This is a genomic window from Ruegeria sp. CG11, assembly GCF_056537245.1.
In genome coordinates this window covers 1-21946 of the sequence record NZ_JBQFRE010000016.1, presented here as the reverse complement: position 1 = coordinate 21946, position 21946 = coordinate 1, and the positions used below count along the sequence as shown (strand labels likewise).

Sequence of the window (21946 nt, the reverse complement as noted above, 5' to 3'; positions counted from 1 at the left end):
AAGGCACCGCGACGCAGTGAGCTCATGGATGCTGTGGCGCAGAGCTATTCAGTTGCTCACGCGTCTATTAAAACTTCAGTCGACCTAACAGGTACGTTCAGAGTTTGCGGCAATGCCAAACCGCGTGCTGTCAGAACTGCACAGTTGGTCACTTGATATTTTCTTCAGAATGGTATACCGCCGCATACAAATGAATGCCGGGTCTGGTCAGAGCGCCGCGAATCCGGCACATAGCGTCACAAATTGCAAACAGCCGGATCAGCCATGAGCCTTTACACAGACTACCTCAGCGAAATCGAAACCCGTAAGGAACAGGGGCTGCACCCCAAGCCCATCGATGATGGTGCCCTTGTCAAAGAGATTGTCGATCAGATCAAGGATGCCGGCAACGAGCACCGTGCGGAGTCGCTGAACTTCTTCATCTATAACACGCTGCCGGGCACAACCAGCGCCGCTGGTGAAAAGGCCAAGTTCCTGAAAGAGATCATTCTGGGCGAAGCCGTGGTCGAGGAAATCTCGGTTCCTTTCGCGTTTGAACTGCTGTCGCACATGAAAGGCGGCCCGTCGGTTGAGGTTCTGCTGGATCTGGCTCTGGGTGATGATGCCGCGATTGCGGAGCAGGCCGCTGAGGTGCTGAAGTCGCAAGTGTTCCTGTATGATGCCGACACCGATCGTCTGAAGGCCGCGTACGAGGCTGGCAACGCGGTGGCGAAGGACATTCTGGAAAGCTATGCCAAGGCCGAGTTCTTCACCAAGCTACCTGAAGTCGACGAAGAGATCGAGGTTGTCACCTATGTCGCGGCCGAGGGCGATATCTCGACCGACCTTCTGTCGCCGGGAAATCAGGCACACTCGCGCGCTGACCGGGAACTGCACGGCAAGTGCTTTATCTCGGAGAAGGCGCAGCAGGAAATCGAAGCCCTGAAAATTCAGCACCCCAACAAGCGCGTGATGCTGATCGCCGAAAAAGGCACCATGGGTGTGGGCTCGTCGCGTATGTCGGGCGTCAACAACGTGGCACTGTGGACCGGTAAGCAGGCCAGCCCCTATGTGCCTTTCGTCAACATCGCCCCGGTTGTCGCGGGTACCAATGGTATCTCACCGATCTTCCTGACCACCGTGGGCGTGACCGGCGGCATCGGCATTGACCTGAAGAACTGGGTCAAGAAGGTCGACGAAGACGGCAATGCAATCCTGAACAATGATGGCAACCCGATCCTGGAAGAGGCCTATTCGGTCGCAACCGGCACGGTTCTGAAGATCAACTCCAAAGACCACAAGCTGCTGAGCGAAGATGGTGAGGAACTGGTGGATGTGTCCGCGTCCTTCACCCCGCAAAAGGTGGAGTTCATGAAGGCGGGCGGGTCTTACGCCATCGTTTTCGGCAAGAAACTGCAGACATTTGCGGCCGAAACGCTGGGCGTCGAAGCACCGCTGGTCTTTGCGCCGTCGAAAGAGATCAGCCACGAAGGTCAGGGCCTGACTGCGGTTGAGAAGATCTTCAACAAGAACGCCGTCGGTACCACGCCGGGCAAGACCCTGCACGCCGGTTCGGACGTGCGTGTGAAGGTCAACATCGTTGGCTCGCAGGACACCACCGGTCTGATGACCATGCAGGAGCTTGAGGCGATGGCTGCAACTGTCGTGGCGTCCAGCGTTGACGGTGCCTATCAGTCGGGCTGTCACACCGCCTCGGTCTGGGATGCCAAAGCGCAGGCCAATACGCCGCGCCTGATGAAGTTCATGAACGACTTCGGTCTGGTCACCGGTCGTGACCCGAAAGGCGTTTACCACGCGATGACCGACGTGATCCACAAGGTGCTGAACGACATCACCGTGGATGACTGGTCGGTCATCATCGGCGGCGACAGCCACACCCGCATGTCCAAAGGCGTGGCCTTCGGGGCCGACTCGGGCACTGTGGCGCTGGCGCTGGCCACCGGCGAAGCCTCGATGCCGATCCCGGAATCGGTCAAGGTGACCTTTAAGGGCAACATGGCCGAACACATGGACTTCCGCGACGTGGTGCACGCGACCCAGGCGCAGATGCTGGACCAGCATGGCGACAACGTGTTCCAAGGCCGCGTGATCGAAGTGCATATCGGCACGCTGCTGGCGGACCAGGCCTTTACCTTCACCGACTGGACCGCCGAGATGAAGGCCAAAGCCTCGGTCTGTATCTCGAATGACGACACCCTGATCGGTTCGCTGGAACTGGCCAAGTCGCGTATCCAGATCATGATCGACAAGGGCATGGAGCATGAAAACGGCATGCTGCAAAAGCTGATCAACATCGCAGACGCCCGCATTGCCCAGATCAAGTCGGGTGAACAACCCGCGCTGCGCCCCGATGACAACGCGAAATACTTCGCCGAAGTTGTTGTCGATCTGGATCAGATCGTCGAGCCGATGATCGCCGACCCGGATGTCAACAACGCCGATGTCTCCAAGCGTTATACCCACGACACGATCCGTCCGATTTCGTTCTACAAAGCGGAAAAGACAGTGGATCTGGGCTTTGTCGGCTCGTGCATGGTGCACAAGGGCGACATCAAGATCGTCGCGCAGATGCTGAAGAACCTGGAAAAGGAAACCGGCAAGGTCGAGTTTAAGGCCCCGCTGGTGGTCGCGGCACCGACCTACAACATCATCGACGAGTTGAAGGAAGAGGGCGACTGGGAAGTGCTCGAGAAATACTCGGGTTTCGAGTTCGACGACCTGTTCCCGAAAACGCAGGCGCGTACCGAGTATGAGAACATCCTTTATCTCGAGCGCCCCGGCTGTAACCTCTGCATGGGCAACCAGGAGAAAGCCGCCAAGGGTGACACGGTTCTGGCCACCTCGACCCGCCTGTTCCAAGGCCGCGTTGTGGCGGACGCGCCGGACAAGAAGGGCGAAAGCCTGCTGGCCTCGACCCCGGTTGTCGTGCTGTCGGCGATCCTGGGCCGGACGCCTAAGATCGAAGAGTACAAGGCGGCGGTTGAAGGCATCGACCTGACCAAGTTCGCCCCGCCGGTTGTGCCGGAAAGCACCAAGTCGGCGCACTTCTAAAATTTTTCAGGCCGGTTCAGATAGAACCGGCCTGATTTTTTTCCGACGCGGCGTTCGACCGCCTGTCAGGAAAACACCAGCGCCTTGACCGGCAACAGGATGGCCTGTGCCCGCAGAACAATGGCGTTGGCGATCCCCATCCCATCCACGATCCGCGCCACGAAGGCCGAGAATCCGGTGATCTCTCCGGCCTCGATTTCCTGCGCGCGGCTGGTATAGGCGACGCCGACGCAGGCGCTGCCGGGCGGGATGTGATCAAGGTGGTCCGGGAAAACGGGTGCAAGGAAAGCTGTCACGCTACCGGGGCGGGCGCGGTCCTGCGGGTCCAGCAGCGCGTCGCCGGGACGGAATTGACCAGCGGCTATGGCGTCCTGCACCTCATCGACGACCATTGGAATGATCGTCAGCGGTTTGGCCGCGCAGGTGATCTCGACCAGCATGCCCGGCTTGAGAACACTTGTTGATATCTGACCAAACGCGGCCACAAAACGTCCTTGCCCGGTGACGTTTGGCACCAGAATGCCCGCAGGCCGTAGGATCGGATTCACGATATCGCCCGGTTTCAGCAGGAACTGCGTTACTGTCCCATCGACCTCAGCAAAGACGGTGGATTTGGCGATTTCGGCCTCGGCTTCGGCCAATACGGCGCGGGCGCTGTCGCGTTGGGCTGGCAGCAAGGTGTTCTGGCGCAGTTTGATCCCGTCGACTGCGGCAAGCGCAGCAGCGCGCTGGCCGTCGGCGCGCGAGACAGCGGTTTGAAGCCGTTCCAGCTCTTGCTCGCTAACAGTTGCGTCATTGCGTTCTGCCAGCGACTGGCGGCGTTCAAGATCATCGGTGGCCTGACGAAAATCGGCCTCGGCCGCATCAAGCTGCGCCTGTGCGGCGGCAATATCCGCGACGATCACGCCAAGGGCTGCGTCAACCTCTTCGATCCGGCGGCGGGCGGTTTCTGCCGCTGCCTCCTGACGGGTGGTGTCCAACCGAAAGATGGCCTGCCCGCAGTGACGGCTTCGTTGTTGGTGACATAAACCTCGGCCACGCGGCCCCCGCGATCCGACAGGATGGTTACGGTGCGAAAGACTGCGGACACGTTGCGGGTGGAGGGGTGGAAGTAGAAAATGACGGTAATCAGGGTCACGGCGAGTATGGCACAGGCAGTCAGGCCCCAGCGCAGTTCGTACCAGATATTGAACAGGGTGATTTCATGGCCCCAGCGTTTGCCCTGTTTGTACCGACGATAGAGGTAATCGGGGACAATCGTGATCAGGGCCGAGAAGATCAGTTCAAGCATCGGTTTGCTCCGACGGCCGGGCCTCACCCTGCAAAGGGAAGATTTCGTGCAGCGGCACGGCGGCAATTAGAATGGCCGCGATCCAGAACGCGTTGTTCAGAGTGAACAGCGAAATCAGCCCCAGAACACCCACCAACTGCATCTGCACCTTGTGCGACCCTGCAGCCATCCGGTCGGGAATGGCTTGGATGGTGAAGTAAAGCGCCCCGAACCCCAGCAAAACAAGAACAAGCAGAATGCCGACCACGATCAGAAAGCCGTCCGTCTCGCCCGGCGGCGTGACCCAGAAGGGCAGCCGTGCCAGCGCCTCATCAGAAAGAGAGCTGTCCATGCAAACCCCCGTAATTCAAATGATCTATGGAAAGGATACGCGCTTACATTCAAGAAAATCAATGTTGGTGCCTGACGGGCGCCTGTGATCAAGGGCAACGGGCCGCAAGATGCGCGATGGATCACGCGTGCTTTTTGTCTATGGTGACGGCAGAACGCCGAGAGAACGGATGAACGCATGAAATCGAAAATGAGCCTCAAGCAATTGCAGGCCCTCGAAGCTGTTGTCCGGCAGGGCAGTTTCACGCTGGCGGCGAAGGAACTGGGCGTTTCACAGCCGACGGTGTCCAATCTGGTCTATTCGTTGGAGCAACAATACCAGTGCCGGTTGCTGGACCGGTCCGGCGCGGCGATCACCTCGACCCCGCTGCTGAACAAGATCCGGGGCGATATCAAGGCGCTGATCGCGCTACGTGACAGCATCGATACCGTTCTGACCTCTGAGCGGGATCTGCATTCTGGCAGTTTGCAAATCGGGTATACGACCTTTCAGATCGCGATTCCGCTGATTTCCGAGTTCGTGCGCGCGTTTCCGGCGGTCGATGTGACTGCGCGCGCTTTGGCCACGCATGACATGCTGCCGCTGCTGTATTCTGGCGAATTCGATGTCGGCCTGTTCACGGCCAAGGAACTGCCGCCCGATCTGGCCGGGGTCAAGATATCGGAAACGCGGATCGGGTTGATCGTACCGGAAGATCACCCGCTGGCTGATGCCGAAACAGCGACATGGCAGGATGTCGAGCTGCTAAAGCTGATTCAGCGTGAGCCGACATCCTCGACACGGCGGATATTTGATTCTGCGGCGCGGCTGAGAGGGGCGAAACTGACGACGATTCTGGGCCTCGGGTCGTGGGGGTCCATTCGGACGCTGGTGGATTCGGGGGTTGGTGTGGGCGTCGCATTCGCGCAGGAATGCGAGGGCGAATCCGGTATCCGGTTTGTGCCAATTGAGGACAAGAACCTGATCGCATGTCACTTTCTGGCCTGTTTACCCGCCATGCGCCAGACCGCCGCCGTATCCAGCTTTTTCCGGATCACCGAGGAAATGCATGAATGTGAAGCTTTTGTGTCGCCGAAGGCCTCATAGCATTTTTCTATATCACCCCAACTATCATAAATTTGTTAACTTCCAAGCCTAGCACACCCGACGTCACAAATATGTTGGGATGGTTATGAAACTTCGTACCTCACTGCTCTCGTTCACCGCTTTGGCTGCTTTGGGCACGCCGGTGTTGGCCAATTGCCCCGCTGCCACCGTTGCGGACCCCATGGGCCTGAGCCCCGTTTACCCGCAGCAGTTGGAACTGGCTGAGCTGCAGGATGCAGCCTCTTGCGAGCTGAGCTTTGCGGAAAACCCCGCAATCGCCGAGCTGAACGGCCGCATTCTGGGCAACGCCGACCTGGCCCCGGTTGCTGAGCGTCTGCCGGCCGAACCGCTGGTAGTCATGCCTTATGACACGGTTGGCCAATATGGCGGTGTCATCACCGGCCTGTCCAAAGGTACGGAATCGGGCACATCCGACCTGCTGTCGGTGCGTCACGTCAACTTCGTACGCTATGCCGATGACCTGCAAACCGTTGTCCCGAACATTGCAAAAGCATGGTCTTGGAACGACGACTACACCGAACTGACCATTGTTCTGCGCGAAGGTCACAAGTGGTCAGATGGCGAGCCCTTCACCGCCGCTGACGTCGAATTCTGGATGAACGACGTCATCTACAACACAGATGTTTACGATCAAGCCCCCAACCGCTGGCTGTTCGCCGGTGAAAAGGCTCAGGTCGAGGCGGTTGACGATACCACCGTCAAGTTCACCTTCCCGGTGCCGACCCCGGGCATTCTGAACCGCTTTGCCGTGGATTACGGCCAGTCGTTCCAACCCAAGCACTTCCTGGGCCAGTTCATGCCCAAGTACAACGAAAACGCCGATGCGCTGGCACAGGAATACGGCTTTGAAAACGCCGCTGCCGCTGTTGACTTCTACTATGGTGGTTCGGATTGGAAAGACGTTCCCAGCCCGCTGCTGAAGGACGCCGACAAAGCCGCCAAGATCGGCCGCGCCGTGGTTCCGACGCTGGAAAGCTACATCGTGGTCGAGGAAAATGCCGAAGGCCGCAAGCTGGTGGCGAACCCCTATTTCCACCAGGTCGACACCGCCGGCAACCAGTTGCCTTACATCAACGAAATCGTTGAGACTTATGTCGGCGACAAAGAGGTTCAGAACCTCAAGATCATGAACGGCGACGTGGTCTGGAAACAGCAGGCCGTCTTTCTGGAAGACTTCCCGCTGCTGAAGGAAAACGAAGGCAAGGGTGGCTACACCATCAACTTCGCCCCGACCTTTGGCGAGAACGTTTTCTACTCGTTCAACCGCACCCACCAGGACCCTGTTCTGCGCGAAATCTTCAATGACATCCGCTTTAATCGTGCCATGTCGAAGGCGATGAACCGCGACGAAATCAACGAGATCGTCTACCTGGGTCAGGGTACTCCGATGCAGGGTGTGCCTGCGGAACCCAAGACCGTGTCCTTCGTCTCGGACGAGGTTCTGAACCGCGACATCGCCTATGATCCCGAAGGCGCCAAGGCGTTGCTGGCCGAAATGGGCCTGACGGACTCGGATGGCGACGGCACCTTGGAACGTCCCGATGGCAAGCCGCTGGTGATCCGTCTGGTGTACTCGTCGCAGGGTGTGCCGGTGAAGATGCAGGAGCTGGTGCGTGATTACTGGAGCGCCGTGGGTGTCCGCGTCGATCTGAAAGAGGTCACCTCGGACGAGTATCGCGCATCAGGCAACAACAACGATCTGGAAGTGACCACCTGGAAATATGACGGCAACGCCGGTCCGACCATCAGCCAGGACGTCACCGTCTTCATCCCGCCGTTTGGCGATGTCTTCAACCCCGGCACCGGGTTCGACTGGGCCGCGTGGAAAACCACCGGTGGCGCTGAAGGCATCGAGCCGCCGGAAGACATCAAAAAGCTCTGGGACCTGAGCGAGAAATTCATCCAGGTGGAAATGGGCACCGATGCAAGCAACAAGTTGGGCGCAGAGATCGTTCAGATCCACACCGACAACATGCTGAAAATCGGGACCGTCGGCGACATCGTCTCTCCGTTCCTGCATCGCAACGACCTGCAGAACGTGAAGCCGATCAAGTCGAAAACCTACGACTTCTACTGGACCTATCCGTACCGCCCCTCGCAGTGGTGGTTGGAGCAGTAACTCAGACCACAGTCTGAACAAATCACCGGAGCGCAGCCCACCTGCGCTCCGGTATCGGCCTTGGACGGCCTGATGGGGGACACCGTTTTGCTGAGATTCACTCTGGAACGTTTTGTTGGAATGGTCATCACCATGGCAATGGTGTCGGTGATGGTCTTTCTGATCATGGAACTGCCGCCCGGCGACTATGCCGACCGGTATGCCTTTCGCAAATATTCCGGCACCGGGGTGAATGTCACTGAGGCGGATATCGAGGCGATCCGGCGCGATCTGGGTTTGGATAAGCCCATGGTGCTGCGCTATTTCGACTGGATCGGAGGCATCGTCCTGCGCTGGGATTTCGGGCAGGCCTTTGCCTTTGAAACATCCGTAACCAAAGTGATCGGCGACAAGGTCTGGCTGACGGCCGGTATCCTGTTCGCCACCCTCCTGCTGACCTACATCGTATCGATCCCCATCGGCATTTTTGCTGCGGTACGGCGTGGGTCAGCAGTCGATTACGGGCTGACGGTATTTTCCTACCTTGGGTTGGCGCTGCCGAACTTTCTGCTGGCGCTGGTGATGCTGTATTTTGCCAACCGCTGGTTCGGGGCCGATATCGGCGGGTTGTTTTCGGCCCAGTACCGCGACGCGCCATGGTCGGCGGCCAAGGTCTGGGACATGATGAAACACCTGTGGCTGCCTGCGGTGGTGCTGGCCTGGTCGGCGGTGGCCTATCAGATTCAGACCGTGCGGGCGACGATGTCGGATGAGCTGAACAAGCTTTCGGTCACCGCTGCCCGTGCACGCGGTGTTCCGGAAACCAAGCTGCTGATCAAATATCCTGCGCGTCTGGCGATCAACCCGGTTGTCTCGACCATCGGCTTTGACGTGAACCGTATATTCTCGGAACTGCCGATCGTGGCCGTGGTGCTGGGCCTGACCGAACTGGGTGAGCTGCTGCTGAAGGCATACCTGGATCTCGATATGAACGTGGCGGGTGCGATCCTGCTGATGCTGACCTTTGCCATCGTGTTCATGAACTTCTTCTCGGACCTTTTGCTGGCGTGGCTGGACCCGCGCATCAAACTGGGGGCCTGAACCATGACTGACGCAACCCATCAGATAGACGATCTGTCGGCCGCCGAAGAAAAAGAACGCGAACGCCAGCTGAAATACTACTCGGCCTCGCAATGGACCCTGATCTGGTGGCGGTTTCGCCGTCACCGGGCGGCGATGATTGCCGCGTCCTTGCTGGGGCTGATGGCGCTGGCCGGTATCTTTGCCGAATTTGTCGCCCCCTATGGTCCGGTGAGCCGCGACACAAAATATATCGAGGGTGCGCCGCAGATGCCGCGCTTCTGCGATGCGGCCGGCTGTTCGATAGTGCCCTTCATCAACGGCACCAAAACCGAACGCGACCCGGTGACCCTGCGCGCGATTTCAGTGCCAGACCCCGACGTGCGCCACTACATCAAGTTCCTCGTCAAAGGTGAGCGGGTCAAACTGCTGGGCTTCATCCCGATTGACCGCCACCTTGTCGGCCTCAGCCCCGATGCGGATCAGAAGATCCATTTCTGGGGCACCGACGATCTGGGCCGCGATGTGTTCAGCCGGACAATCTATGCCACCCGGACCTCGCTGTCGATCGGAGTGATCGGGGTGCTGATCTCGTTCGTGCTGGCGCTGATCATCGGCGGGGTTGCGGGCTATTTCGGCGGCCTCATCGACAACGTGATCCAGCGCGTGACCGAGGTGATCCGCGTCGTTCCCATCATTCCGCTTTATATGGGGCTGGCCGCTGCCATGCCCAAGGAATGGTCGACCACGCAGGTCTACTTCGCGATGACGCTGATCCTTGGCCTGTTCGGCTGGCCGACATTGGCACGGCGTATCCGATCCCAATTGCTGTCGATCCGGAATGAGGATTACGTGGTTGCCGCACGACTGGCAGGTGCCCGCCCGGGTCGGATCATTGCGCAGCATATGCTGCCCAGCTTTACCAGCTTTATCATCGTCGATCTGGTGATCAGCTTCCCCTATATGATCCTGTCGGAAACGGCGCTGTCCTTTGTTGGGCTTGGCCTGCGTCCGCCCTCAGTCTCGTGGGGGGTTCTGCTGCAGCAGGCGCAGTCGGTGCGGGCTATCGAACAGACCCCGTGGCTGTTCATCCCTGCCGTGTTCGTGGTTGTGGCCGTGCTGGCGTTCACCGTGATCGGCGACGGGTTGCGCGATGCCGCTGACCCCTATTCGGAGGCACACTGACATGTCCACAATGCTCAGCGTCGAAAACCTGTCGATTTCCTTCCGCACGGATGAGGGCGTGATCACGCCGGTGCAAGGCGTCACTTTCGCGGTCGAGGCAGGCCGCACCTTGGGTCTGGTCGGCGAGTCCGGTTCGGGCAAGTCGATCTCAACCAAAGCCCTGATGCAGCTGCTGCCCGGTACCGCGATGCTGGGGGAAAACACCCGGATGACCTATACCGACAAAAGCGGCAAGGACATCACTCTGGGGCACCTCAAGCATGGCAGCAAGGAGCTGCGCCGCATTCGCGGTGGTGAGATCGGCATGATCTTTCAGGAGCCGATGGCCAGCTTCTCGCCCGTCTACACGATCGGCAACCAGATGATGGAAGCCATCATGCTGCACCGGGGCCTCAAAAAACGCGAGGCGCGGGAGTTCGCGGTTGAGATGCTGGACAAGGTCGGTATCTCGAACACGGCGGCCCGGATCGACCAGTATCCGCATGAGCTGTCGGGCGGGATGCGCCAGCGTGCCATGATCGCGTTGACCTTGTCCGCCGGTCCTGCGCTGTTGATCGCGGATGAGCCGACAACCGCACTGGACGTGACCATCCAGGCGCAGGTGCTGGACCTAATGCGCGACCTGCAACGCGAACTGGGCATGGGCATGATCTTCATCACCCATGATCTGGGTGTGATCGCGCAGATCGCCGACGATGTGGCGGTGATGTATCTGGGCACCATCGTGGAACGTGGCCCGGCGCGCGAGGTCATTCGCAAACCGCAGCACCCCTATACGCAAGGCCTGCTGGACGCGATCCCCAGCGTCGAGCATCTGCATGACCGTTTGAAACCGGTGCCGGGGGACATTCCCAGCCCGACGAACCGGCCTTCGGGCTGCCCGTTCCACACCCGATGCGCGCAGGCCATCGCCGGTATCTGTGACGCGCAGGAACCCGTTGAAACCACTCCGCTGCCCGGCCGCTCTGTGCGTTGCTGGCTGCACAGCGACAAAGATCGGAGCGCGGCATGACCCCCAAAAGCGACACGCTGATCGAAGTCAAGGACCTGTCCGTCCACTTCCCGATCAAGACCCGCAAGCTGTTCAAAACCGAAGTGCAGATGCTGCGCGCCGTCGATGGTGTCAGTTTCGACATCAAACGCGGTGAGACCGTTGGCTTGGTGGGTGAGTCCGGTTCGGGCAAAACCACCGTGGGCCGGGCCATTCTGCGCGCGATTGATCCGACCGATGGCGAGGTGATCTTTCACCGCAAGAAAAAGGGTGACATCGATCTGGCCCACGCGTCGGAATCCGAGCTGCGCAAGGTCCGATCGAAAATGAACATGGCCTTCAGCGAAGGCGGCGGCGGTATCAAGGTGCACACGTTGGCCGGAGACTTGCTGCGCGCGTTCCGGCCCGAGATGAGCCTGGTGTTTCAGGACCCGTATTCCTCGCTCAACCCCCGCATGACCGTGCGCGATATCATTGCCGAGCCGTTGGTCGCCGCGGGCAAGATCAAGGATCGCGAAAAGATCGACGCTCGCGTGCGCGAGATCGCGGCGCGCTGTAAGCTGAATTTGGAGCATTTGCGGCGCTTTCCGCACGCGTTCTCAGGCGGTCAGCGCCAGCGCATTTGTATTGCGCGGGCGCTGGTCTCGAAGCCCAAGTTTGTGGTGTGTGACGAGAGCGTTTCAGCCTTGGATGTATCGATTCAGGCCGAGATCGTGAACCTGCTGAAAGACCTGCAGGACGAGATGGGCGTGTCCTTCCTGTTCATCGCCCACGACCTGAGCGTCGTGGCGCAGATGTCGCATCGGGTTGCAGTGCTTTATGTCGGGAAATTCGTCGAATACGCCCCGACGGAAAAACTGTTTTTCGCGCCGAAGCACCCCTATACCCACGCACTGCTGAGCGCGATCCCCACCGCCGATCCGGATGCAAGCTATGATCCGATCCGGCTGCAGGGAGAAATCCCCAACCCGCTGGCCGCCCCGTCCGGCTGCCGATTCCACACCCGCTGCCCCTTTGCCAAGGAGCGCTGCAGCGCCGAGCAGCCCGAATGGCGTGAGATTGAGCCGGAACATTTCGTCGCCTGCCACTACGCGGAAGAGTTCGATTTCTCTCGTTCCTGACGGTCAGGGTAGAAGCATGGGGTCAGGTTCATGTGACAACAGATCCTGAACCAGTGGATTTGGAAAACGGCGGCGCAGGGTGACTGCGTAGAAGGTTTCCTTGATGCGCGGGTGTTCCTGCGCTTCGACCAGCCGGCCCGAGTTCAGCTCATCCGTCACGACGATGGGTGCCACAAGGGCCAGCCCGATATCCTCGCGCGCCAACAGGCGCATCATGGCCATGTCATCGACCTCGGCCGCGATCTGCGGGCGTTCGGACAGGCGGCTGGCCATGGCGTCGAATGCGGTGCGCACGCTGCTGTCGGTGGTGGGCAGGATGAAGGGTTGCGTGTGCAACAGCTCTTTGATCGGTGTTTTCGGGTTCAGCCGGTCGGGCGTGCCGACAATGCTGACGGGCTGTTCGGCGATTTGATGGGTCTCAAACGGGGTCAGGCTGTCATCCGGCGGCGGTCGGTTCATCAGCACCAGATCGAGGTTCAGCGTCTCAAGCCCCTCCATCAACTCGGTCGGGCTGCCGGACCGCAGGATCACCTCAACATCCAGACGCGACAGAATTGGGCGCAGAAACCCGATCTGAAAGTTGCGCGACAGGGTCGCCAAGGCCCCCACACGCAAGGCTTTACGGGTTTGCACCGTCTCGGTCAGCGTGGCGACAAGTTCCTGTCCTGTCGAGAAAATCGCATCCGCATGGTCCAACGCGATACGCCCGGCCTCGGTCAAATAAAGCTGCCGCCCGCGGCGTTCGAACAGGTCGTGGCCCAGCCGTTCTTCCAGTTGCTTGATCTGCACCGACAAAGCCGATTGCGACAGATTCAGACGCTGCGCCGTGCGGGTCAGGTTCCCGTCATGGGCCACGGCCCAGAAATACCGCAGGTGATGATAGTTCAAAGGCATATTGTTCTAATTAATAGAACGAAATTGATAGAACAATGAATTTTTAATGGCACAAAATCTGCCCTAACTGACTGTCCCAAGCCGATGATCCAGGGGAAGTCACCATGTTCTATCTCTATCTCCCACTTCTCAGCCCACTGATTTTGATCGCCGCCGCGATCCATGCCGGGCGTCATCCGGGGCTACGCCCGGGCCGGGTTCCGAAACTGGCCGAAGCCGCGGCCTTTGCGGCTTTTCTGGTTGCCGCAGTTGTGGCGGTGTTGTTGGTCATTAGTGGCCCCGGCACCTCGGCCCTGATCGGGGCGTTCGGCGTGGGTCTTTCGGTTCGGTTGGATGCGGTTAGCGCGGTGATGCTGGTGCTGGTCAGCTTCATCGGCTGGGTCGTTCTGCGGTATTCGGCGACCTACATGGATGGTGAGGCCAGACAAGGCATGTTCACTCAATGGATGGCGTTGACGCTGGCCTCGGTCCTGATCTTGGTGATGTCGGGCAACCTGATCCAGCTTATGCTCGCCTGGACCACCACCAGCCTTGCCCTGCACAAGCTGCTGTTGTTCTATCCCGAACGGGCAACCGCCCAGCGGGCGGCCCGGAAAAAGGCGCTGGTGGCGCGGCTCAGTGAAGGGGCACTGGCGGGAGCCATTGTGATGCTGATCGCGGCAACCGGAACCACCGATATCCACACGGTCCTGACAACGGTACAGGCCAACTGGCTGACCATGACGGCGGCGTTACTGATTGCTGTTGCGGCGGTTCTGGCCTCGGCCCAGTTTCCGGTACACGGCTGGTTGACCGAGGTGATGGAGGCACCGACACCGGTCTCGGCCCTGCTGCACGCGGGGGTGATCAATGCGGGCGGTTTCCTTCTGATCCGCTTTGCCGATGTGATGCTGGCAGCACCCGGAGTGATGGCTCTGCTGGTGATGTTGGGCGGGTTTACCGCGCTGTTCGGCGGCTTGGTGATGCTGACGCAGCCCGCGGTGAAAACTTCGCTGGCCTGGTCCACGATTGCGCAGATGGCGTTCATGGTGATGCAATGCGGTTTGGCGCTGTTTCCGCTGGCCCTGCTGCATATCGTGGCGCATTCGCTTTACAAGGCCCACGCTTTTCTCAGTTCGGGAGAGGCCGTCAAAAATGTGGCCGCCATTCACCGCCCCGGTCCGATCGCGGTGCCCAGTGCCAGCAACGTTCTACGGGCCTTTGGGACGGCGATCGTGATCTATGCGCTGGTCGGTACGGTGCTGGGTTTTGATGGCAAATCTGTGCAGGCCATTGCGCTTGGCGTCATTCTGATCTTTGGGGTGGCCTACCTGCTGGCGCAGGGCTTTGCCGATGCCGCGCCGCGCCAACTGACACAGCGCACGGTGGTCTACGCGCTGGTGACCTCGGTCAGTTATTTCGCGCTGCAGGTTATTGCACAGCATGTCACCGCCGGAGCCTTGCCCGCCACCCCCGCACCGGGGCCGCTGGAATGGGCGCTGATCGTGCTGGCCCTTCTTAGTTTTGGGTTTGTTGCCGTGGCGCAGGCGACCTTCCCGCTCTGGGCGGCGCACCCGGCTGCTGCGGGCCTGCGGGTGCATCTGTCAAACGGCCTCTATGCCAATGCGATTTTCGACAAGATTCTGGACGGTTGGTCCAGAAAGTCCGCAGCTTGAAAGGAACAGATCTGATGTTTGCAAAGCTCGAAGCTTATCCCGCGCCGCTGCTGGAACTGGTGGCCGAAGCAAAATCCGCCGCCTATGCGATCCCGCCCTTGTTCCCTCTGTCCTCGAATGTTGCGGTGAACCCGTTTCTGGGTCAGGCCGATGAGCCGTTGGCCGTGACCTCGGCCCGGCTGGCGCGAGTTGCGGGTACGCGGATCACGCCGGATCGGGCGCATTGGGCGGCAAAGCTGAGTGCTGGTGAGATGACCGAGGCGGATATTCTGGACGCCCTATCTGCGATTGAGGGTCCGTTCAATGCCCCAAGCCTTGAGGACGTTTTGGCTGCGCTGAAATCAGAGGCCCGGCAACCGCAAGCCCTGCCCACCGTAGCCGAGCTTGCGGCCGAGGTCTCGGGCACGGACTGGCCCGGCCTGATCGAGGATCGGATAGGCATCTGGGCCGCCAGCCATTTCGACCAGGGACAGGCGCTGTGGCAACAGGCTCGGACGGGTGGCGCCTTCAGCGCCTGGCGCGAGTTTGCGTCTCGCGACCTGACGCCGGAAATTCACGGCCTGACCGGGTTCGGCGCGTTTGTTGCGGGTACCAACCGGTCGCATTGGCGCGCGATTGGCCGGTCTTCAGAACGGTTGGGCCTCAGCACAGAGGCGGCGGCAACCGCCTATCACCGCTGGCTGACGACCCTGGGCGGTTGGGCGCAATACGCGCGCTATCTGCTATGGGACGCCGACCTGAAAGGCGAACAGGACAATACCGTGACCGAGCTGCTGGCCGTGCGCATGGTATTCGATGAGGCGCTGTTGGCGCTTTACGAAGATCAGATCGGTGAACGCTGGGCTGAGGTTGTGGCTGCGCATGAGGCACCGCTGACGCCAACCGCCGATTTCGTGATCGATGCTGTCCTGCAAGAGGCCGCCGAACGGGCACAGCAACGCGCGCTGGCCGAAAGGCTGCTGCCCGGCACCGCGCGTCAGGCCGACGGTCGGGCGCAGGTGCAGGCGGCGTTCTGCATCGACGTCCGGTCCGAGGTGTTCCGCCGCGCGCTCGAGGCGCAGGATACTGGGATCGAAACGTTTGGCTTTGCGGGGTTCTTTGGCCTTGCCAGTGCACACAAAGCGGCGGGGTCAGATGTCACCGAGGTCCATGGGCCGGTGTTGTTGCAACCCTCTGTGTGCTCTCAGGCCAAAGAATCTGCGGGCAAGGACCTGACCCGTCGCTATTCGGCGCGGGCCAAACGGGCCTGGGGCCGGTTCAAACTGGCGGCGGTTTCTTCCTTTGCATTTGTTGAGGCGACCGGGCCCTTGTACGCCGGAAAACTGATGCGCGACGCATTGGGGATTGCCGGAAAACGCAAAATCGACCCCACGCCGCAACTGGACCCGAATATCGATCTGGAGGCCCGCGTTGGCATGGCCAAGGCGGTGCTGACGGCAATGTCTCTGACCGACGATTTCGCCCGGATCGTACTGCTGGTTGGTCACGGGGCCGAGGTGACCAACAACCCGCATGAAAGCGCACTGCATTGTGGCGCGTGCGGCGGTCATGCAGGCGATGTGAACGCGCGGCTTCTGGCCGGATTGCTGAACGATGCGCAGGTGCGCTTGGGGCTGGAGGGGCAGGGGATCGCCATCCCTGCCGACACGCAGTTCGTGGCTGCAATGCACTCAACCACCACCGACCGGGTCAGCCTGTATGAGCAGGATTTTCCGCCGGGAAACCAGTCCGACGATCTTGCGCAGGTGAAGAACTGGCTGGATGCGGCCGGGCAGTTGGCCCGGGCCGAACGCGCCGCGCGCCTGCCGCGCGCTAACAAGGCCACGGATATTCAGCGCCGCGCACAGGATTGGGCCGAAACCCGCCCCGAATGGGGACTTGCCGGGTGCCGGGCCTTCATCGCTGCGCCGCGTCACCGGACGGATGGGGCGGATCTGGCGGGGCAGGCCTTTCTGCACAATTACGATTGGAACAAGGATGACGGCTTTGGCGTGCTGGAGCTGATCATGACCGCGCCCGTTGTGGTCGTCAGTTGGATCAGCCTGCAATATTACGGTTCGACCGTTGCACCCGGCCTGTTCGGCGGCGGCAACAAGCTGCTGCATAACGTGGTCGGCGGTATCGGAGTGCTGGAAGGCAACAATGGCGCCCCCCGTCCGGGTTTGCCGTGGCAATCGATCCATGACGGCGAAGGGTATCAGCACGATCCGCTGCGACTGTCTGTGGTCATCGAAGCCCCGCGCGCGGCAATGTCGGAAATCCTGGACCGGCACCCGCAAGTGCGGGCGCTGTTCGACAACGGCTGGCTGCACCTGATCGCTATGGACGACCAGGGCAAGCTGGCCTGGCGCTATACCGGTGACCTGAGCTGGGCCCCGATCAATGCCGCGTCCGATCAGGTCATTGCGGCGGAATGAGCTGAAACCGATCAACGGGCGGCCTGCGAAACGGGTTGTCTTTTGATCGGTTCCCGCCTAGTCAGAGCCTCACCTCGGGGTGCGTGGCGTGGCCGCGCTGAGATGCCTTCGGCGAACCCGTTGAACCTGAACCGGCTAGAACCGGCGGAGGGAAAGGTGACGGTTTCATCCATCCTTGCCCTCTCGCCGCAATGGAGGATGACATGAAACATCTGATGATTGCTGCGGGAATCCTGAGCGCAACTACGGCTATGGCGGCCGATAAACCTCAGTTGACCGTGTATACCTATGACAGCTTTGTCTCGGACTGGGGCCCCGGCCCGCAGGTGAAAGAGGCGTTTGAGGCGGTCTGTGACTGCGAGCTGAACCTTGTCGGCGTCGAGGACGGCGCAGCGTTGTTGTCGCGTATCCGTTTGGAGGGTGAGAACTCGGATGCCGACGTGGTGCTGGGTCTCGACACCAACCTGATTACTGCGGCCAAGGAAACCGGCCTGTTTGCGCCTAGCTCGGTCAGCGCCGAATACACGCTGCCGATCGAATGGACGGATGAGGTGTTCGCGCCCTATGACTGGGGCTATTTCGCCTTTGTTCATAACGCTGATGCGGCAGCGCCCGCGAACTTCCGTGAACTGGCCGAGGGTGACACCAAGATCATCATTCAGGACCCGCGTTCGTCTACCCCGGGTTTGGGGCTGCTCCTGTGGGTACAGGCGGCTTACGGCGATGAGGCAGCGGACATCTGGGCCGGTCTGGCCGACAATATCGTGACCGTGACCAAGGGCTGGTCCGAGGCGTATGGGTTGTTTCTGGAAGGTGAGGCCGACATGGTCCTCAGCTACACCACATCGCCCGCGTATCACCTGATTGCCGAGGAAGACGCCAGCAAAGCGGCGGCTGCCTTTGACGAAGGTCACTATATGCAGGTTGAGGTTGCGGCAAAGCTGGCCGGAACCGATCAGCCGGAGCTGGCGGATCAGTTCCTAGAGTTTATGGTCTCGGATGCGTTCCAGCAGATTATTCCGACCACCAACTGGATGTATCCGGCGGTGACCCCGGCAGCCGGTCTGCCCGAAGGGTTCGACACGCTGATTCAGCCGGAAAAATCCCTGCTGTTTTCTCCGGATGAGGCTGCCACGGTGCGGGATCAGGCGCTTGCGGAATGGCTGAGCGCGCTCAGCCAGTAAGCCCTTGGCCGGGCGTTGGCGCGGCGGCTTTGGTGGCCGCGCTGATTTTGGGGACCCTTGCCGCTGTTGCCCTGCGGGCCGATGCGGCGGGCGGGTTTGGCCCAGCGGATTGGGCCGCCTTGCGGTTTACGCTTGTGCAGGCGGTATTGTCGGCCCTGTTCAGTGCAGCGCTGGCGGTGCCGGTGGCGCGGGCACTGGCCCGGCGGCGGTTTTTTGGGCGGCGCGCGTTGATCGCGCTGTTAGGGGCGCCTTTCATTCTACCGGTCATCGTGGCGATCCTTGGACTATTGCAGGTCTTTGGCCGCGCGGGTTGGATTTCGGACATTCTGGGGTTTTTCGGCCTGCCGCCGATGCGGATCTACGGGTTGCACGGTGTTGTGCTGGCGCATGTGTTCTTCAACCTGCCGCTGGCCACGCGGCTGATCTTGCAGGCTTGGCAAGAAATCCCTGCTGAACGCTTTCGCCTGGCCGCCCAGCTAGGCTGTGACGGGCTGGCGATGTTCCGCCTGATCGAGTTGCCAATGCTGAGGCGCATCCTGCCGGGTGTGCTGGCCGTGATCTTCGCCATCTGTCTGACCAGCTTCGCCGTTGCCCTGACCTTGGGCGGAGGGCCACGCGCGACAACGATAGAATTGGCGATCTATCAGTCGTTTACCTACGATTTCGACCTCGGCCGGGCGGCGTTGCTGTCGGCGCTGCAACTGGCCCTGACTGCGGCGGCTGCACTGGCCGCCCTGAAGTTCTCGCGCGGCGAAGGGTTCGGAGCAGGTCTGGACCGGGCCATCCGCCGCTGGGACGGTGGTGCGCCTGTGTTTGATACGTTTTGGATACTGGCGGCGGCGGCGTTTCTGCTGCTGCCTTTGGCAGCGGTGGTGATTTCGGGGCTCTCGGGGCTGTTCGAGATGCCTTCACTGGTGTTCCGCGCCGCGCTGATCTCGGTTCTGGTGGCAGCGGCCAGCACGGCTGTTCTGTTGATGTTGGCCTTGCCAATGGCCATGGCCGTTGCGACCGGGCGGTATGGGATCGTCGAGCTCAGCGGTATTCTGGGGCTGGCGGCGTCGCCCTTGGTGATCGGCACTGGCCTGTTCATCCTGATCCGTCCTGTGGCCAACCCAACCGCACTGGCGCTGCCAGTCACGGCGCTGGTGAACGCGGCCATGGCGCTGCCGTTTGCCCTGCGCATTCTGGTGCCCGCCGCGCGGGACGTGGTTACGCGCCATGGGCGGCTGGCACTGTCGTTGGACATGGACAAAACGACCTTTTTCACCCGAATTTTGCTGCCCCGAATGCGCCCGCAAATCCGCTTTGCCGCAGGTCTTGCCGCCGCGCTGTCGATGGGCGATCTCGGCGTGATTGCTTTGTTTGCGGACCCTCAGATCGCAACTTTGCCGCTGCAGATTTACCGGCTGATGGGGGCCTATCAGATGCAGGCGGCGGCCGGGGCGGCGCTGCTGCTTTTGGTGCTGTCGATGGGGGCGTTCTGGCTTTTGGATCGCGGAGGGCGATTACATGCTGAAACTTGAAGCTTGCGTCATTGAAAATGGCGGTTTCGCCCTGCAGGCCGACTTTGCCATCGAGACCGGGGCCAGTGTCGCCATCGTCGGCCCGTCAGGGGCGGGCAAGTCGACGCTGCTTGAGGCCATCGCCGGGTTTCGCGACCTCAAACAGGGGCAAATCCTGTGGCAGGGGGAACGCATTTCGAACCTTGCCCCGGGCAAACGCCCGCTGGCGATGCTGTTTCAGGATGGCAACCTGTTCCCACATCTGACGGTGGAACAAAATGTTGCCCTGGGCCTGCGCCCGAACGGACGTCTTTCGGTGGATGAACAGTCGATGGTCCAATCCGCGTTGGACCGTGTTGACCTGTCCGGGTATAGCGAACGAAAACCGGCCCAATTGTCCGGTGGGCAACAAAGCCGGGTCGCGCTGGCCCGGGTTCTGGTGCAACGGCGGCACCTTTTACTACTGGACGAACCCTTTGCGGCACTGGGGCCTGCGCTAAAGGCTGAAATGTTGGACCTTGTTGCAGGGTTGCTGGCCGAGACCGGAACAACCCTACTGATGGTTAGCCATGACCCGCAGGACGCCCGCCGCATTGCCGATCAGACGGTGCTTGTGGCAGACGAACGGGCACATCCGCCCGCAGCGACGGTGCAGTTGTTCGACAACCCGCCGCCCAGCTTGCGGGCCTATCTGGGATAGGCGCTATTTCCGGTTGTGGAAGATGAAGCCGAGGAAGTTCAGCAGGAGCTGCGCTGCCAGAATCTGTGTGCTTTCCGTCTGATCATAGGCCGGGGCGACCTCGACCAAGTCGATGCCAACCACATCACCACGCTTGCTCAGCCCCTGTAGGATTTCCAAGACGTCATAATACAGAAACCCGCCATGGCTGGGCGTACCCGTTCCCGGCGCGATCGAGGGGCAGAACGCGTCGATATCAATGGTGACGTAATAGCGTGCCCCTTCGGGGATGCGATCCAGAACTCCGTCCGTACCCAGTTTGCGCACCTGCCGAACCGACAGGATATCCGAGCCCCTTGCGCGGGCGTCCTCATAACCTTCCCTAGCGGTCGATGACACGTTGCGGATACCCAGTTGGGTCATCCCTGACACATAATCCTTTTCAATCGCGCGGCGCATCGGGTTGCCGTGACCTTCGGTGACGCCGTGGCGTTCGTCCACGAAATCCAGATGCGCGTCGATCTGGACCACGTGGATCGGACCGTTCTTTTCGCAATCCTCGGCATAGGCACGGATGCAGGGGATGTTGACAGAATGATCGCCCCCGATGGTCACAGGCAGAGCGCCCGCATCCAGTATCTTCTTCACGCCGTATTCGATATTGGCGTGGCTTTCCTCCGTCTTGGTATGAACGATATCAGCATCACCCAGATCGACAATACGCACGTCACTACCCAGATAGGTAGCGTCGTCCTCGTGGTCATAAGCGCCAGCATGGCCAAAACTGAATAGGGTCGAGGCTTCGCGCACGGCGCGCGGCCCGAACCGGGCACCCGAACGAAACTGACATCCGAAATCAAACGGTGCGCCTAGGATGGCAACATCGGCATCAATATTGTCCCAGTCCTCGACATAGGGCTTCTTGCCAAAGGTCGCGATGCCGACAAAGGGCAGGTTCAGACGACCCGATTCATAGCCATGACCCGACATAATCTCTCCGTTCTTTTTTGCGTTTCCGTACGCCAGCTCCAGCAGGAACTGGGTGAATTGAGGCGGTACCGCCAGCTGCCCGAAGACAGTTCGAAGGATGATAAGAAAAGAGCGGTACACCGCAAGCCATCACGGACCAACAATGACAGGAAACGGTGGAGAAGAACGCCAACCTTGAAGGCCCGAATTTGCAATGGAACTGGGTGCGATATCGCAAGCATACCGCATCTCCACAAAAAAACTTTGCGACATTGTCCAGGCACTTGCTAGTGTGAATACCATTGACTAGGACCGACTTGAACCAGATTGGATTTTGACCTTACCATGTTGATCACTCCTGTCCTCCTTTGCGGAGGGTCCGGCACGCGTC

The 21946-nt window shown here is 60.3% G+C and carries 17 protein-coding genes and 1 riboswitch; of the genes, 12 read left to right on the top strand and 5 right to left on the bottom strand.

Annotated features, from left to right (window positions below):
• Positions 1–264: 264 nt before the first annotated feature.
• The gene (locus tag ACR0KW_RS20150) at positions 265–3051 is read left to right on the top strand and encodes a bifunctional aconitate hydratase 2/2-methylisocitrate dehydratase (protein WP_480806592.1); all 2787 of its coding nucleotides are present in this window, start codon (positions 265–267) and stop codon (positions 3049–3051) included.
• A 65-nt stretch (positions 3052–3116) separates the two neighbouring features.
• Here ACR0KW_RS20150 and ACR0KW_RS20145 read toward each other — a convergent pair whose 3' ends face one another.
• From ACR0KW_RS20145 to ACR0KW_RS20135, 3 genes are read right to left on the bottom strand one after another with little or no spacing between them, the layout of a single operon-like run.
• The gene (locus tag ACR0KW_RS20145; RefSeq protein ID WP_480806591.1) at positions 3117–4031 is read right to left on the bottom strand and encodes an HlyD family secretion protein; all 915 of its coding nucleotides are present in this window, start codon (positions 4029–4031) and stop codon (positions 3117–3119) included.
• The gene (locus ACR0KW_RS20140; RefSeq protein ID WP_480806590.1) at positions 3953–4342 is read right to left on the bottom strand and encodes a hypothetical protein; all 390 of its coding nucleotides are present in this window, start codon (positions 4340–4342) and stop codon (positions 3953–3955) included. The genes ACR0KW_RS20145 and ACR0KW_RS20140 overlap by 79 nt, the downstream gene beginning before the upstream one ends.
• On the bottom strand, positions 4335–4673 hold the full coding sequence (locus ACR0KW_RS20135; protein WP_480806589.1) for a hypothetical protein: 339 nt from the start codon (positions 4671–4673) through the stop codon (positions 4335–4337). Before ACR0KW_RS20135 ends, ACR0KW_RS20140 begins: the two co-directional genes overlap by 8 nt.
• Before the next feature lie 177 nt (positions 4674–4850).
• On the opposite strand from ACR0KW_RS20135, the gene ACR0KW_RS20130 reads away from it, so the two are divergent.
• The 6 genes from ACR0KW_RS20130 (at position 4851) to ACR0KW_RS20105 (ending at position 12255) form a co-directional block, all read left to right on the top strand.
• A complete protein-coding gene (locus ACR0KW_RS20130; protein ID WP_480806588.1) occupies positions 4851–5759 on the top strand; it encodes a LysR substrate-binding domain-containing protein in 909 nt (302 codons plus the stop codon).
• A gap of 85 nt (positions 5760–5844) precedes the next feature.
• A complete protein-coding gene (locus tag ACR0KW_RS20125) occupies positions 5845–7899 on the top strand; it encodes an ABC transporter substrate-binding protein (RefSeq protein ID WP_480806587.1) in 2055 nt (684 codons plus the stop codon).
• 72 nt (positions 7900–7971) lie between these two features.
• Positions 7972–8979 (top strand): ABC transporter permease, encoded by a 1008-nt coding sequence (locus ACR0KW_RS20120; RefSeq protein ID WP_480806586.1) that lies wholly within the window; start codon positions 7972–7974, stop codon positions 8977–8979.
• Positions 8980–8982: 3 nt separating this feature from the next.
• Positions 8983–10143, top strand: coding sequence for an ABC transporter permease (locus ACR0KW_RS20115; protein WP_480806585.1), 1161 nt, complete (start codon positions 8983–8985; stop codon positions 10141–10143).
• Position 10144: 1 nt separating this feature from the next.
• Positions 10145–11155 (top strand): ABC transporter ATP-binding protein, encoded by a 1011-nt coding sequence (locus ACR0KW_RS20110; protein ID WP_480806584.1) that lies wholly within the window; start codon positions 10145–10147, stop codon positions 11153–11155.
• Positions 11152–12255 carry an ABC transporter ATP-binding protein gene (locus tag ACR0KW_RS20105; RefSeq protein WP_480806583.1) on the top strand — a complete coding sequence of 368 codons (1104 nt, stop codon included), beginning with the start codon at positions 11152–11154 and terminating at the stop codon, positions 12253–12255. The genes ACR0KW_RS20110 and ACR0KW_RS20105 overlap by 4 nt, the downstream gene beginning before the upstream one ends.
• Positions 12256–12258: 3 nt before the next feature.
• On the opposite strand, the gene ACR0KW_RS20100 is transcribed toward ACR0KW_RS20105, so the two are convergent.
• Complete coding sequence (locus ACR0KW_RS20100; RefSeq protein ID WP_480806582.1) at positions 12259–13149, bottom strand: LysR family transcriptional regulator; 891 nt, start codon at positions 13147–13149, stop codon at positions 12259–12261.
• A gap of 104 nt (positions 13150–13253) precedes the next feature.
• Here ACR0KW_RS20100 and ACR0KW_RS20095 point away from each other — a divergent pair, with 104 nt between their 5' ends.
• The 5 genes from ACR0KW_RS20095 to ACR0KW_RS20075 all read left to right on the top strand — a co-directional run bounded on the left by ACR0KW_RS20095 (position 13254) and on the right by ACR0KW_RS20075 (position 20607).
• Complete coding sequence (locus ACR0KW_RS20095) at positions 13254–14804, top strand: proton-conducting transporter transmembrane domain-containing protein (protein WP_480806581.1); 1551 nt, start codon at positions 13254–13256, stop codon at positions 14802–14804.
• A gap of 14 nt (positions 14805–14818) precedes the next feature.
• On the top strand, positions 14819–17221 hold the full coding sequence (locus ACR0KW_RS20090) for a YbcC family protein (RefSeq protein ID WP_480806580.1): 2403 nt from the start codon (positions 14819–14821) through the stop codon (positions 17219–17221).
• A 65-nt stretch (positions 17222–17286) separates the two neighbouring features.
• Positions 17287–17392, top strand: a riboswitch (TPP riboswitch).
• A 32-nt stretch (positions 17393–17424) separates the two neighbouring features.
• A complete protein-coding gene (gene thiB / locus ACR0KW_RS20085) occupies positions 17425–18405 on the top strand; it encodes a thiamine ABC transporter substrate binding subunit (RefSeq protein WP_480806579.1) in 981 nt (326 codons plus the stop codon).
• Positions 18381–19928, top strand: a complete 1548-nt coding sequence (locus ACR0KW_RS20080; protein WP_480806578.1) for an ABC transporter permease family protein — start codon at positions 18381–18383, stop codon at positions 19926–19928. Before thiB ends, ACR0KW_RS20080 begins: the two co-directional genes overlap by 25 nt.
• Positions 19915–20607 (top strand): thiamine ABC transporter ATP-binding protein, encoded by a 693-nt coding sequence (locus tag ACR0KW_RS20075; protein ID WP_480806577.1) that lies wholly within the window; start codon positions 19915–19917, stop codon positions 20605–20607. The genes ACR0KW_RS20080 and ACR0KW_RS20075 overlap by 14 nt, the downstream gene beginning before the upstream one ends.
• Positions 20608–20610: 3 nt before the next feature.
• Here the strand turns inward: ACR0KW_RS20075 and speB are convergent, their stop codons facing one another.
• Positions 20611–21576: an agmatinase gene (speB, locus tag ACR0KW_RS20070; protein WP_480806632.1), complete on the bottom strand. Its 966-nt coding sequence runs from the start codon at positions 21574–21576 to the stop codon at positions 20611–20613.
• Between the last annotated feature and the right edge of the window lie 370 nt (positions 21577–21946).